At 57.1% G+C, this 13803-nt stretch carries 13 protein-coding genes; 11 read left to right on the forward strand and 2 right to left on the reverse strand.

The window, feature by feature from the left end; genetic code table 11:
- Positions 1–65 precede the first annotated feature (65 nt).
- From prfC to deoD, 9 genes are all read left to right on the forward strand, one after another.
- Positions 66–1655, forward strand: a complete 1590-nt coding sequence (gene prfC / locus JOE09_RS17605; RefSeq protein ID WP_205066656.1) for a peptide chain release factor 3 — start codon at positions 66–68, stop codon at positions 1653–1655.
- A gap of 317 nt (positions 1656–1972) precedes the next feature.
- On the forward strand, positions 1973–2584 hold the full coding sequence (gene osmY, locus JOE09_RS17610; protein ID WP_205066657.1) for a molecular chaperone OsmY: 612 nt from the start codon (positions 1973–1975) through the stop codon (positions 2582–2584).
- A 136-nt stretch (positions 2585–2720) separates the two neighbouring features.
- Entirely contained in the window at positions 2721–2882 is a 162-nt protein-coding gene (locus tag JOE09_RS17615) for a DUF1328 domain-containing protein (protein WP_105594818.1), read from the forward strand.
- Positions 2883–2988: 106 nt separating this feature from the next.
- Positions 2989–4035: a patatin-like phospholipase family protein gene (locus JOE09_RS17620; protein WP_205066658.1), complete on the forward strand. Its 1047-nt coding sequence runs from the start codon at positions 2989–2991 to the stop codon at positions 4033–4035.
- A complete protein-coding gene (locus JOE09_RS17625) occupies positions 4032–4808 on the forward strand; it encodes a TatD family hydrolase (protein WP_205066659.1) in 777 nt (258 codons plus the stop codon). The genes JOE09_RS17620 and JOE09_RS17625 overlap by 4 nt, the downstream gene beginning before the upstream one ends.
- A gap of 285 nt (positions 4809–5093) precedes the next feature.
- The gene (deoC, locus tag JOE09_RS17630; RefSeq protein WP_205066660.1) at positions 5094–5873 is read left to right on the forward strand and encodes a deoxyribose-phosphate aldolase; all 780 of its coding nucleotides are present in this window, start codon (positions 5094–5096) and stop codon (positions 5871–5873) included.
- A 700-nt stretch (positions 5874–6573) separates the two neighbouring features.
- Positions 6574–7896 carry a thymidine phosphorylase gene (gene deoA, locus JOE09_RS17635; protein WP_205066661.1) on the forward strand — a complete coding sequence of 441 codons (1323 nt, stop codon included), beginning with the start codon at positions 6574–6576 and terminating at the stop codon, positions 7894–7896.
- A gap of 63 nt (positions 7897–7959) precedes the next feature.
- Complete coding sequence (gene deoB, locus JOE09_RS17640) at positions 7960–9186, forward strand: phosphopentomutase (protein WP_205066662.1); 1227 nt, start codon at positions 7960–7962, stop codon at positions 9184–9186.
- A gap of 85 nt (positions 9187–9271) precedes the next feature.
- Positions 9272–9991 carry a purine-nucleoside phosphorylase gene (gene deoD, locus JOE09_RS17645; RefSeq protein ID WP_105594813.1) on the forward strand — a complete coding sequence of 240 codons (720 nt, stop codon included), beginning with the start codon at positions 9272–9274 and terminating at the stop codon, positions 9989–9991.
- A 57-nt stretch (positions 9992–10048) separates the two neighbouring features.
- On the opposite strand, the gene JOE09_RS17650 is transcribed toward deoD, so the two are convergent.
- Both JOE09_RS17650 and JOE09_RS17655 read right to left on the reverse strand, forming a co-directional pair.
- On the reverse strand, positions 10049–10441 hold the full coding sequence (locus tag JOE09_RS17650; protein ID WP_205066663.1) for a DUF4354 family protein: 393 nt from the start codon (positions 10439–10441) through the stop codon (positions 10049–10051).
- 121 nt (positions 10442–10562) lie between these two features.
- Complete coding sequence (locus tag JOE09_RS17655; protein ID WP_205066664.1) at positions 10563–11273, reverse strand: YtjB family periplasmic protein; 711 nt, start codon at positions 11271–11273, stop codon at positions 10563–10565.
- Positions 11274–11398: 125 nt separating this feature from the next.
- Between JOE09_RS17655 and serB the strand changes: the two genes are divergently transcribed.
- Together serB and radA are read left to right on the forward strand one after the other, a co-directional pair.
- Entirely contained in the window at positions 11399–12376 is a 978-nt protein-coding gene (gene serB, locus JOE09_RS17660) for a phosphoserine phosphatase (RefSeq protein WP_200545110.1), read from the forward strand.
- A gap of 9 nt (positions 12377–12385) precedes the next feature.
- On the forward strand, positions 12386–13768 hold the full coding sequence (gene radA, locus JOE09_RS17665; RefSeq protein ID WP_105594809.1) for a DNA repair protein RadA: 1383 nt from the start codon (positions 12386–12388) through the stop codon (positions 13766–13768).
- The last annotated feature ends 35 nt before the right edge of the window (positions 13769–13803 follow it).

A 13803-nucleotide genomic window follows, 5' to 3' on the forward strand; every position in this document is an offset into this window, starting at 1 on the left:
TGTTTCTGACGGCAGAATCGGCGAAAATGCCGGCCATTAACGATTAATTGGCTCAGAAGAACTTCATGTCTAATGCACCCTTTATGCAAGAGGTGGCCCGTCGCCGCACTTTTGCCATCATTTCCCACCCGGATGCCGGTAAAACCACCATCACTGAAAAAGTGTTGCTGTTCGGACAGGCGATCCAGACTGCCGGTACGGTAAAAGGCCGCGGTTCCAACCAGCACGCGAAATCGGACTGGATGGAGATGGAAAAACAGCGTGGTATTTCGATCACCACCTCCGTGATGCAGTTCCCGTATCGCGAATGCCTGGTTAACCTGCTGGACACCCCGGGGCATGAAGACTTCTCGGAAGATACTTATCGTACCCTGACGGCGGTGGACTGCTGTCTGATGGTTATCGACGCCGCGAAAGGCGTTGAGGATCGTACCCGCAAGCTGATGGAAGTCACCCGTCTGCGCGATACGCCGATCCTGACCTTTATGAACAAGCTGGACCGTGATATCCGCGACCCGATGGAAGTCATGGACGAGGTGGAAAACGAGCTGAAAATCGCCTGCGCGCCTATCACCTGGCCTATTGGCTGCGGCAAGCTGTTTAAGGGCGTTTACCACCTGTATAAAGATGAAACCTATCTGTATCAGACCGGTAAAGGCCATACTATTCAGGAAGTTCGCATCGTCAAAGGTTTGGACAACCCGGATCTGGATGCGGCCATCGGTGAAGACCTGGCCGCGCAGCTGCGCGATGAGCTGGAGCTGGTGCAGGGCGCATCCCACGAGTTCGATCGTGAGGCCTTCCTTGAAGGGCAGCTGACGCCGGTGTTCTTCGGTACCGCGTTAGGCAACTTCGGCGTTGACCATATGCTGGACGGTCTGGTTGAGTGGGCGCCATCACCGATGCCGCGTGAAACCGATCAGCGCACCGTCACCGCCGCCGATGAGAAATTCAGCGGTTTCGTGTTTAAGATTCAGGCCAACATGGACCCGAAACACCGTGACCGCGTGGCGTTTATGCGTGTAGTGTCCGGCAAGTATGAAAAAGGCATGAAGCTGCGCCAGGTTCGCATTGGTAAAGATGTGGTGATTGCCGACGCGCTGACCTTTATGGCCGGTGACCGCTCTCACGTGGAAGAAGCCTATCCGGGCGATATTATCGGCCTGCACAACCACGGCACCATTCAGATTGGTGACACCTTTACCCAGGGTGAGAACATGAAGTTCACCGGTATTCCGAACTTCGCGCCTGAACTGTTCCGCCGCATTCGCCTGCGCGATCCGCTGAAGCAGAAACAGCTGCTGAAAGGGCTGGTTCAGCTGTCGGAAGAGGGTGCCGTGCAGGTCTTCCGCCCGGTACACAACAACGACCTGATCGTGGGTGCGGTGGGTGTGCTGCAGTTTGACGTGGTGGTTGCGCGCCTGAAAAGCGAATACAACGTCGAGGCGATTTACGAATCGGTGAACGTCTCTACCGCCCGCTGGGTAGAGTGCAGTGACGTGAAGAAATTCGATGAGTTCCAGCGTAAGAACGAGGTTAACCTCGCGCTCGACGGCGGTGATAATCTGACTTATATCGCGCCGACGATGGTCAACCTGAATATCACCCAGGAGCGCTATCCTGACGTGGTATTCCGTAAAACCCGCGAGCACTAATCCCGGGATTTGCGCACCTGCTCGTTAGCAGGAAACCATCATAATGGGGGGCGATCTGCACAGCAGGTCGCCCCCCTTTTTCGTTACAGACTACTCCTAAAACCCCTTTATTTTGCTGCTTTAGCCATCAATTCCTCCGTCTTATCCGGTGAAATCCTGATTCCTGACTATATTCATTTCTACAGGACGCAAAAAGGACGGCAGCGACTGCTGCGATATTAACGGTGATGGACAACCGAAACTGAGAACTGTAGCTACGCCGTTTGTAGCTGAAAAGCTCACCGTTGTGAGTGATGAAGACGAAAAGGAACGAATCGATGATGAAGACTAAGATTGCTAAAACTCTGATGACTGTACTGGTAGGTTCTGCGCTGGTGGGCGGTTCTGCAATGGCGGAAGAGTCCATGATGAATAAAGCGCAAAGCTCAGCCGACAGTGCGGGTTCAAAAATCGATAGCTCTATGAAAAAAGTCGGTAACTACATGGATGACAGTGGCGTGACGGCGAAAGTTAAAGCGGCGCTGGTAGATGACGAAGCGATTAAAAGTACGGATATCTCCGTTAAAACCCATGAAGGCGTGGTGACGCTAAGCGGCTTTGTATCCTCTCAGGATCAGGCCGAAAAGGCTGTCGCGTTGGCTAAGGGAATTGAGGGCGTCAAATCCGTCAGCGATAAACTGCACGTAAAAGACAGCACCAAACAGAGCGTGAGCGGTTATGCCGGTGATGCGGCAACGACCAGCGAAATTAAAGCTAAACTTTTAGCTGATGACATCGTGCCGTCACGCAACGTGAAGGTTGAAACCACCAACGGCGTGGTCCAGCTTTCCGGTACGGTGAAAACACAGGCGCAGTCTGAGCGCGCTGAAGGAATTGCCAAAGCCATTGATGGCGTAAAAAGTGTGAAGAACGATCTGAGCGTTAAATAGCAAAGAGGACATTCAGTCAGCCTGCTGTTGCTGAGCTGAAAAACATCCCGGACTGATTCCGGCGGAGGTTAACCAATGCCGGATTATGAAGAGATGCAAGCCGTTCGATTTCAACTTTGGTGGTAAGGAGAAGCTTATGTTTCGTTGGGGCATTATCTTTCTGGTTATCGCGCTGATTGCAGCCGCGTTAGGTTTTGGTGGTCTGGCTGGTACTGCGGCGTGGGCGGCAAAACTCGTCTTCGTCGTGGGTATTATTATCTTCCTGGTAAGTCTGTTTACCGGACGTAAGAAGCTCTAGCAGCCGAAACAATTAAATCGAATTGCAACAAAAAGCAAAAAGCGCCTTACGGGCGTGACTGAGACCAGGTATCCTCTGAGGTTCTTGTGTTAAGAGGATACCTGACTTGGGCAAACGCATCCCGATAACCCTCGGCAATATCGCGCCGCTGGGTCTCAAACCTTTCCGACCGGGCACGATGGCCCTGGTGTGTGAAGGCGGTGGGCAGCGCGGTATCTTCACCGCTGGCGTACTGGATGAATTCCAGCGTGCTCACTTCAATCCTTTCGACCTCCTGCTAGGCACCTCCGCCGGTGCGCAGAATCTTTCTGCCTACGTTTGCGGTCAGCCCGGCTATGCCCGACGGGTGATCACCCGTTACACCACCAGCAGCCAGTTCTTTAATCCACTGCGCTTTGTGCGCGGCGGCAATCTGATCGATCTCGACTGGCTGGTGGATATCACCCGCAAGGAGTTCCCACTGGCGCTGGATGCCGGAGAAAAACTGTTCCGTTCCGGCCGTGAGTTTTATATGTGTGCCTGTCGCAGCGACGACTACGCGGCGAACTACTTCTCGCCCGATGCCGACAGCTGGCATGACATTATTAAGGCGTCAAGTGCGATCCCGGGCCTGTATCGCAATGGGGTGGACCTGTCCGGCGTAAGCTACCTGGACGGTGGCATCACTGATGCAATCCCAGTGCGCGAAGCTGCGCGCCTGGGGGCGGACACCATTGTGGTGATCCGTACCGTGCCGTCGCAGATGACCTATACGCCGCAGTGGGTGAAGCGCATTGAGCGCTGGCTGAGCGACAGTGCGCTCCAGCCGCTGGTGAACATCCTGCAGCTGCACGAGGATAGCTATCATCAGATCCAGAGCTTTATTGATTCCCCACCCGGCGGGCTGCGCGTTATTGAAATCTATCCGCCGCGTGCGCTGGCCAGTAACGCGCTGGGCAGCCGGGTGGTTTCACTGAATCAGGATTATCATCTGGGCCGCCGCTGTGGGCGTTATTTCCTCGCCACGCTCGGCCAGTGGCTGGGCGGCAGTCAGCTGCATCCGAAAGCCGTGGTGCCGCCTGCCCCGGTGGCAAACGAACCCGATCGCCAGGGGATCGTTGTCGATCCGGCGGCGGGCTTTGACAGTGAACTGGATAAAGGATCTCTGGCATGAGTCTGCAATTTGTTGATACCCACTGCCATTTTGACTTTCCTCCGTTTGTTGGAAATGAGCAGGAAAGTCTGCGGCTGGCGGCGGAGGCGGGCGTAGAGAAAATTATCGCCGTCAGCGTGTCGGCCGAGCGCTTCGATCGCGTTATGGCGCTGGCCGCTGAGCATCACTCCGTTTATGCCGCGCTCGGGCTGCACCCGATGGCGATTGACGAGCACGACGATAGTGCTCTGGCCGCGCTGGAGGCGATCCTGCGCCAGCGGTCTGGCAAGCTGGTCGCGATGGGTGAAATGGGGCTGGATCTGTATATTGAGAATCCGCAGTTCGAACGCCAGCAGGCGGTGCTGGATGCTCAGCTTCGTCTGGCGCGTGATTACGATCTGCCGGTGATCCTGCATTCACGCCGAACGCACGACCGGCTGGCGCAGCATCTGCGCCGCATTGAAGTGCCGCGCCGTGGCGTGGTTCATGGTTTTGCCGGTAGCGAGCAGCAGGCGCTGGCGTTTATCCGTGCGGGCTACGCCATCGGCGTGGGCGGCACCATCACCTATCCCCGCGCCAGTAAAACGCGCAATGCTATCGCTCGCCTGCCGCTGAGTTCGCTGCTGCTGGAAACGGATTCGCCCGATATGCCGCTGCAGGGCTTTCAGGGACAGCCTAACCGGCCTGAACGTGTGAAAAACGTCTGGCAGAGCCTGTGCGAACTGCGTTCTGAACCCCCCGAACTGATCGCTGAAACCATCAGAGAAACGACCCGCGCGCTGTTTGCCCTGTAAACGGACTATCCTGAAAGCAGGCGCAGCGCAATTCACTTCCCTCGTCACACCAAATGTTATTATTGTAACATTGCAGTGATATGCTGCCTGTAACAGACCGATGACAAGGATCGCACACGGATAATGTGTGATTTATCTAACATTAAATGCAATAATCCTGAAAGATAAAGCGCCTTATTGTGACCTGTGCTGCAAAAATTACTCTATCGTAGTGTTACTATTCTAACATTGCAGGGTGGCTGCCGCGTCAGGCCTGACCCTTAATTCCCTTTTCTGGAGAGAACCATGTCCGATGTGAAAACCCAGGCGCTGCGCGCGCTGAAACTGATGGATTTAACCACGCTGAATGATGACGACACCGATGCGAAGGTCATTGCCCTTTGCCATCAGGCGAAATCCCCGGCGGGTAACACGGCGGCAATCTGCATTTACCCACGTTTTATTCCTGTCGCCCGTAAGGCGCTGCGTGAGCAGGGCACCCCTGAGATCCGTATCGCGACGGTGACCAACTTCCCGCACGGCAATGATGATATTGAGATTGCCCTGGCGGAGACCCGCGCTGCGATTGCCTACGGTGCAGATGAAGTCGACGTGGTTTTCCCGTATCGCGCGCTGATTGCCGGTAACGAAACGGTCGGTTTTGAGCTGGTCAAAGCCTGTAAAGAGGCCTGTGCGGCGGCTGGCGTGCTGTTGAAAGTGATTATCGAAACCGGAGAACTGAAAGACCCGGCGCTGATCCGCAAGGCATCGTCTATTGCGATCGATGCCGGTGCTGATTTTATTAAAACTTCAACCGGTAAAGTGCCGGTGAACGCCACGCCGGAAGTGGCGGAAATTATGATGCGGGTGATTGCCGAGAAGGGCGTGCAGCAGCAGGTTGGCTTTAAGCCAGCGGGCGGCGTGCGCACTGCCGATGACGCGGCGCTGTATCTGAAGCTGGCCGATGACATTCTGGGCAGCGGCTGGGCCGACGCGCGTCATTTCCGCTTTGGTGCATCGAGCCTGCTGGCCAGCCTGCTGAATGCGGCGGGTTTTGCCGGGGTGAGCAGCGATAGCAAATATTAATAGTGTATTCGCTTTGATGGTGCGGGTTTTGCTGGCGTAGCGGATACGGCTGGTCGTGGCTGGAGCGTTAAGGCTTTTGGGTCGAAAGGTCGCTTTAGTCGGTTTAGTCGGTTTAGTCGGTTTAGTCGGTTTAGTCGCTTTGGTTGTCGTGGGTGTTTCGGGTCTCTGCGGTGGCTTGATGGCAGTCCTCGCGCCGCGCTTTGCGCGGTGCCTTCGGCTCCGGCATCCGGCCTTACGGATCGGCAATGAGCGGGCGTCCTGCCCGCGCATTGCCTGACGTCAGCGTCCCTGCTGCCGTCTCCGGGCCAGTTGCCTTCGCCTCAGCGCTGCGGATTGCCATCAAGCCACCGCAGAGGCCCTTTACTCTCAGGCATTCCAATTGCTGTTTTTCAACGGCTAAACCCGCGGCACAAAGCGGACTGGCGGTGTCAGTGGTCGAGTTAATCCGATGTGCATAGCAATTGAACGCAACAGATGCCGGATGCAGCAGACATAGTATTCAAACAAGCAGCAGGTCTGGTGTTTCACAAAGACGACACTAACGAAACCAAGCGGGCTGGCGGTGTCTGTGGCGAGGACCCGCCCTGGACACAGACACCGCCAGCCAGCGTAGATCGCTATTCCGGCAGGCGACGCAATGTCATGTAAATAACAAGCACCGAGCCGCCCGGCGGCCACACTAAACTTATTGGGGGTTACCGTGTTTCTGCCACAGGAAATTATTCGAAAAAAACGTGACGGACAGGCGCTGAGCGAAGAAGAAATCCGCTTCTTCATCAACGGCGTGCGCGACAATACGGTCTCTGAAGGACAAATTGCCGCGCTGGCAATGACCATCTATTTCCACGACATGTCGCTGCCGGAACGCGTGGCGCTGACCATGGCCATGCGCGACTCCGGATCGGTACTGAACTGGCAGTCGCTGAACCTCAACGGCCCGATCGTCGACAAACACTCCACCGGCGGCGTCGGCGACGTGACCTCACTGATGCTCGGACCGATGGTCGCCGCGTGCGGCGGCTATGTGCCGATGATCTCCGGTCGCGGCCTCGGCCACACCGGCGGCACGCTGGACAAGCTGGAAGCGATCCCCGGATTTGATATCTTCCCGCAGGACGATCGTTTCCGGCAGATCATTAAAGAGGTTGGCGTGGCGATCATCGGTCAGACCAACTCGCTGGCTCCGGCGGATAAGCGCTTCTACGCTACCCGTGATATCACCGCGACGGTGGATTCGATCCCGCTGATCACCGCTTCGATCCTGGCGAAAAAACTGGCCGAAGGGCTGGATGCACTGGTGATGGATGTGAAAGTGGGATCGGGGGCGTTTATGCCAACCTTCGAACAGTCCGAACTGCTGGCGCAGTCGATCGTCGGCGTGGCAAACGGCGCGGGCTGTAAAACCACCGCGCTGCTGACCGATATGAATCAGGTACTGGCGTCTACCGCCGGTAACGCGCTGGAAGTCCGTGAAGCGGTGCAGTTCCTCACCGGAGAATACCGCAACCCACGCCTGCTGGAAGTCACCATGGCGCTGTGCGCCGAGATGCTGATTTCCGGTGGCCTGGCGGGCTCGGATGAAGAGGCACAAACCAAACTGCAGACCGTACTGGATAACGGCCGCGCCGCAGAAATCTTTGCCCGTATGGTTGCCGCACAGAAAGGCCCGACCGATTTTATCGAGCGTATGGACAGCTATTTGCCTGCGCCGATGCTGAGCAAAGCGGTTTACGCCGATCGAACCGGTATCGTCAGCGCCATGGATACCCGTGCGCTGGGCATGGCGGTCGTATCGATGGGCGGTGGTCGCCGCCGTGCCAGCGACAGTATTGACTACAGCGTTGGGCTGAGTGACGTCGCGGCCCTTGGCACGGTGGTGGACGGCCAGCAGCCGCTGGCGGTGATCCATGCCTCCAGCGAAGAGAGCTGGCAGGAAGCCGCTGCCGCCGTCAAAGTGGCGGTCACGCTGTCTGAGACGCAGCCCGAGAAAACACCGGTTATCTATCGCAGAATCTCGCAATAAGCGGTATTCTGTTCTGATCGCATTTTTTTAACGCTCATCGCGACAATCGCGCAGGAGATCAGGATGAAACGTGCATTTATTATGGTGCTTGATTCCTTTGGAATTGGCTCCAGTAAAGACGCCGATAAATTCGGTGATAAAGGCTCGGATACCCTCGGACACATTGCCGAGGCGTGCTTCAAGGGTGAAGCAGATAAAGGGCGTAAAGGCCCGCTCAACCTGCCTAATCTGACCAAACTGGGTCTGGGCAAAGCCGCAGAGGCCTCCACGGGTAAATTCCCGCTGGGATTGGATAAAGACGCGGAAATCATCGGCGCTTACGGCTATGCCAGCGAACTTTCCTCCGGGAAAGATACGCCGTCCGGCCACTGGGAAATCGCCGGCGTGCCGGTGCTGTTTGACTGGGGCTACTTCAGCGATCTGGAAAACAGCTTCCCGCAGGATCTGCTGGATCTGCTGGTGGAAAAAGCCAACCTGCCGGGCTATCTCGGTAACTGCCACTCGTCCGGTACGGTGATCCTCGACAAGCTGGGCGAAGAGCATATGAAAACCGGTAAGCCGATTTTCTACACCTCTGCCGACTCGGTGTTCCAGATTGCCTGCCACGAAGAGACATTTGGCCTCGATCGTCTTTACGAGCTGTGTGAAATCGCCCGCGAAGTGCTGACCGAAGGCGGCTACAACATTGGCCGCGTGATCGCGCGTCCGTTTGTAGGCGATAAGGCCGGGCACTTTGAGCGTACCGGCAACCGTCACGATCTGGCGGTAGAGCCACCGGCACCAACCATCCTGAAAAAACTGGTGGATGAGCAGGGCGGTGAGGTGATCTCGGTGGGTAAAATTGCCGATATCTATGCTCACGTTGGTATCACTAAAAAAGTGAAAGCCACCGGCCTGGACGCGCTGTTTGACGCCACCGTGACGGAAATGACCACTGCGCCGGATAACAGCATCGTGTTCACCAACTTCGTTGACTTTGACTCTACCTGGGGCCACCGTCGCGACGTTCCGGGCTATGCGGGCGGGCTGGAGCTGTTTGACCGCCGTCTGCCGGAGCTGATGGCGCTGGTGAAAGAGGGCGATATTCTGATCCTCACCGCCGACCACGGCTGCGACCCGACCTGGGCCGGTACCGAACACACCCGCGAACATATTCCGGTGCTGATCTATGGTCCTGGCGTGAAGCCAGGCTATCTGGGCTATAGCGATACTTTTGCCGACATTGGTCAGACGGTTGCCAGCTATTTTGGCCTGTCGCCGATGGACTACGGCAAAAACCTGTTGAAGTAATGCTGTCGCTCCAACGGGCGGCAACACGTAATACTACTCATAACCGGCCAGGCATCAGCCTGGCCTGATAAATAAGGATTAAAACATGGCTACGCCTCATATTAACGCTGAGATGGGTGATTTCGCTGACGTGGTTCTGATGCCGGGCGACCCGCTTCGCGCGAAGCATATCGCGGAAACCTTCCTGCAGGACGCGGTAGAAGTGAACAACGTGCGCGGCATGCTGGGCTATACCGGCACCTATAAGGGCCGCAAAATCTCTGTAATGGGCCACGGCATGGGTATCCCGTCCTGCTCAATCTATGCGAAAGAGCTGATCACGGAATTCGGCGTGAAGAAAATCATTCGCGTAGGTTCATGCGGTGCGGTACGCGCCGACGTTAAACTGCGCGATGTGGTGATTGGTATGGGCGCTTCCACCGATTCCAAAGTGAACCGTATGCGCTTCAAAGACCATGATTTTTCAGCCATTGCTGACTTCGATATGGTGCGCAACGCGGTTGATGCAGCGAAGGCGCTGGGTGTGGATGCTCGCGTCGGTAACATCTTCTCCGCCGACCTGTTCTATACCCCGGACCCACAGATGTTCGACGTAATGGAGAAATACGGCATCCTGGGCGTGGAAATGGAAGCGGCCGGTATCTACGGCGTTGCCGCCGAGTTCGGCGCAAAAGCGCTGGCGATTTGTACCGTGTCCGATCATATCCGCACTCACGAGCAGACTACTGCTGCCGAGCGCCAGACAACCTTCAGCGATATGGTTGTGATCGCGCTGGAGTCGGTTCTGCTGGGCGATAAAGAGTAATTTCCCGCTGAGGCTGGCATTCGCCAGCCTCGCTGTTTCCCACTTTCTTGCGCGTTTTTAGCCGCAGTTATGTGCAATCTTCAACTGGTTGACGTCGAAAACACTGTCATCAGCCGCGGAGAATACCGCCAGACCGGTCACTTTTTTCTGCGGTTTAAGCTTCCCTTTGGTCAGCGCCTCCTGAACCCGGGCAACCGGAAATTCTTTGCCCTCGCGGGAATAACCGCGCAGGCAAATAGTATTCAGATCGACCGAATTTGACGTCAGGTTTTCCAACGTGACCTCGAAGGTTTTTCCGTAGTTGTTAAGATCGCCCTCAGACCTTGAAGTCTGCTCTTTCTCGGTCGCGTAGACGGTGAGGCCTTTTGGAACGCTGTCAGCAAAGGCCGCGCTGGAAAAATACAAGCCTGCTGTGGCGATCAGAACGGCAATCAGAGAGTTCCGTTGCATATGTTTCTCCTTAAGTTTACTGGGTGCACAAAGGCGGCGCTTATGCGCCTTACCGGTAAACAACATGCTGTGGAACGGGGAATCTGTACAGGACACGAAGAGCTATTCCAGAGGAATAGCTCTATTTGTTGGTGGGGGCTTTTGGTGAGTCTTTTACGTCATCGGCGGCGGGAGAATCGCTCTCGGTTTCGCTTTCAGTATCGCCGTCGCTGTCTTCACGGAGGGGATTATTCGCGGTTAGCAGGAACGGCGATTGCTGCCAGCGGGTGCGGCGATCGCGCAGCAGGGTGCGGCTGAGAATAATACCGATAGCCAGCGCCAGCAGCATCATCAGCCGCAGGATGTTGGTCGTGTTATCCACCTGCTTGGCTTCGGTGACCAGTACGTGGGTATCCAGGGTAACGCGCAGAAAGCCGCGTGGGCCATCTTTACTGGTCAGCGGCTGGACAATCTGGTGATTGAAGTAGCTACCGGCACGCTGGCCGTCCAGCGCCAGGCGGTCGCGCACGTTGATGGTTTCGCCGCTGCGGGCGAGCAGGCTGCCGTCATCATCGTAGACCGCCGCGTCGAGAATACGGCTTTCATGGGTCAGCTGGTCAAGCGTGTCGACGATTTTCTGGTGATTATCGTCGCTGTTTTCCATCAGCGGCGTCAGGGTCCACGCTACCTGGCGGGTCAGCGTCTGGGCCAGTTCTTCAACCTGCCCCGAGCGGGCCATCTGGCGGCCAAGACTGAACCAGGACGCGCCCTGCATCAGCACCACCAGCAGCGCCAGGCAGATCAGCACAATCACCGTTCGATGCAGGCGGAATTTAAGTTTGGCTTTTGCCATCGTGACCCTTCAAAAAATAGACAGACAGACCTGCTTTATGTTGCCAGAAGGCGGGCTAACAGGGTAGCCTCTTGCCAGCTTTATCGTCGTTCTGTCGTAGTTATTAAGTCCCTACAGGAGCTGTAATGCCAAATAGTCTGACCTGGTGCGACCTGCCTTCCGATGTCTCTCTCTGGCCGGGGTTACCTCTTTCTCTCAGCGGTGATGAAGTGATGCCGCTGGACTACCGCGCGGGCCAAACCGGCTGGCTGCTGTATGGGCGTCAGCTCGACAAAGCCCGCCTGACGGACTATCAGCACCGTCTGGGTGCGGCGATGGTGATCGTCAGTGCCTGGGGCGTGGAAGATTATCAGGTGCTGCGCCTGGCGGGTTCCCTGACCCCGCGCGCCACCAAGCTTGCCCATGAACTGGGTCTGGACGTTGCGCCGCTGGGCCGCATTCCCCATCTGAAAACGCCGGGTCTGCTGGTGATGGATATGGATTCGACGGCGATTGAAATCGAGTGCATCGATGAGATTGCCAAGCTGGCTGGCAGCGGCGAGCTGGTGGCCGAAGTCACCGAACGCGCGATGCGCGGCGAGCTGGACTTTGCCGCCAGCCTGCGCCAGCGCGTGGCCACGCTGAAAGATGCCGATGCTAATATCCTCAAGCAGGTGCGCGATGTGCTGCCGCTGATGCCGGGTCTGACTTCGCTGGTGCAGAAGCTACAGGCGCTGGGCTGGGAGGTGGCGATCGCTTCCGGCGGCTTTACCTATTATGCCGAGCACCTGCGCGACACCCTGCACCTGTCGGCCGTTGCCGCTAACGTGCTGGAAATCCGCGACGGTAAACTGACCGGTGAAGTGCTGGGCGATATCGTTGATGCGCAGTATAAAGCCGACACGCTGAAGCGTCTGGCCGAGCGGTTTAACATTGCGCCGGAGCAAACGGTGGCGGTGGGCGACGGCGCGAACGATCTGCCGATGATTAAGGCCTCCGCGCTGGGTATTGCCTACCACGCGAAGCCAAAAGTTAATGAACAGGCCGCGGTGACCATTCGTCATGCGGATCTGATGGGCGTGTTCTGTATTCTCAGCGGCAGCCTGGTTCACGAAGAGCGTTAAGGGGAAGTTTTGGCTAAAGCGGTAAAACGCGCCTTTGTCTGTAATGAATGTGGCGCAGACTATCCGCGCTGGCAGGGGCAATGCAGCGCCTGCCATGCCTGGAACACCATCACCGAGGTGCGGCTGGCCGCGTCTCCTGCTGCTGCGCGCAACGAGCGCCTGTCAGGCTACGCCGGCAGTGCCGGGACCAGCCGCGTGCAGAAGCTGTCGGAAATCAGCCTTGAGGCGCTGCCGCGCTTTACCACCGGGTTTAAAGAGTTTGACCGCGTGCTGGGCGGCGGCGTGGTGCCGGGCAGTGCGATTCTGATCGGCGGTAATCCGGGGGCGGGCAAGAGTACGCTGCTGCTGCAAACCCTCTGTAAGCTGTCGGAGGGAATGAAAACCCTCTACGTTACCGGGGAAGAGTCATTGCAGCAGGTGGCGATGCGTGCGCATCGCCTGGGGCTGCCGACCGAAAATCTGAATATGCTGTCGGAAACCAGCATCGAGCAGATCTGCCTGATCGCCGAGCAGGAACAGCCGAAGCTGATGGTGATCGACTCCATTCAGGTGATGCATATGGCGGACATCCAGTCGTCGCCGGGCAGCGTAGCGCAGGTGCGCGAAACCGCCGCCTATCTGACGCGCTTCGCCAAAACCCGCGGCGTGGCCATCGTTATGGTCGGCCACGTCACCAAAGATGGATCGCTGGCCGGTCCCAAGGTGCTGGAGCACTGCATCGACTGTTCGGTGCTGCTGGACGGCGATGCCGACTCACGCTTCCGTACGCTGCGCAGCCATAAAAACCGCTTCGGTGCGGTGAATGAGCTGGGCGTGTTTGCCATGACCGAGCAGGGCCTGCGTGAAGTCAGCAACCCGTCGGCGATTTTCCTCAGTCGCGGTGATGAAGTCACTTCGGGCAGCTCGGTAATGGTGCTGTGGGAAGGAACGCGGCCGCTGCTGGTAGAGATTCAGGCGCTGGTCGATCACTCGATGATGGGCAATCCGCGCCGCGTGGCGGTGGGTCTGGAGCAGAACCGCCTGGCGATCCTGCTGGCGGTGCTGCATCGCCACGGTGGTCTGCAAATGGCCGACCAGGATGTCTTCGTTAACGTGGTGGGCGGCGTGAAGGTCACTGAAACCAGCGCCGACCTGGCGCTGATGCTGTCGATGGTCTCCAGCCTGCGCGATCGTCCACTGCCGCAGGATCTGGTGGTGTTCGGTGAAGTTGGCCTGGCCGGGGAGATCCGTCCGGTGCCGAGCGGCCAGGAGCGAATTTCTGAAGCGGCAAAGCATGGTTTCCGCCGAGCTATCGTTCCCGCTGCCAACGTACCGAAGAAAATGCCGGAAAATATGAAGGTTTACGGAGTGAAGAAGCTGGCGGATGCGCTGGCGATTCTTGACGACCTATAATGAGACAGGACGGGCCGAACTGGCCCGCCGATCGC

This window comes from Pantoea coffeiphila (genome assembly GCF_016909495.1).
Lineage (GTDB): Bacteria > Pseudomonadota > Gammaproteobacteria > Enterobacterales > Enterobacteriaceae > Erwinia > Erwinia coffeiphila.

Coding starts and splice junctions, on each gene's coding strand:
- prfC (WP_205066656.1), top strand. CDS start 66: ATGTCTAATGCACCCTTTATGCAAGAGGTGGCCCGTCGCCGCACTTTT.
- osmY (WP_205066657.1), top strand. CDS start 1,973: ATGATGAAGACTAAGATTGCTAAAACTCTGATGACTGTACTGGTAGGT.
- JOE09_RS17615 (WP_105594818.1), top strand. CDS start 2,721: ATGTTTCGTTGGGGCATTATCTTTCTGGTTATCGCGCTGATTGCAGCC.
- JOE09_RS17625 (WP_205066659.1), top strand. CDS start 4,032: ATGAGTCTGCAATTTGTTGATACCCACTGCCATTTTGACTTTCCTCCG.
- deoC (WP_205066660.1), top strand. CDS start 5,094: ATGTCCGATGTGAAAACCCAGGCGCTGCGCGCGCTGAAACTGATGGAT.
- deoB (WP_205066662.1), top strand. CDS start 7,960: ATGAAACGTGCATTTATTATGGTGCTTGATTCCTTTGGAATTGGCTCC.
- deoD (WP_105594813.1), top strand. CDS start 9,272: ATGGCTACGCCTCATATTAACGCTGAGATGGGTGATTTCGCTGACGTG.
- JOE09_RS17650 (WP_205066663.1), bottom strand. CDS start 10,441: ATGCAACGGAACTCTCTGATTGCCGTTCTGATCGCCACAGCAGGCTTG.
- JOE09_RS17655 (WP_205066664.1), bottom strand. CDS start 11,273: ATGGCAAAAGCCAAACTTAAATTCCGCCTGCATCGAACGGTGATTGTG.
- serB (WP_200545110.1), top strand. CDS start 11,399: ATGCCAAATAGTCTGACCTGGTGCGACCTGCCTTCCGATGTCTCTCTC.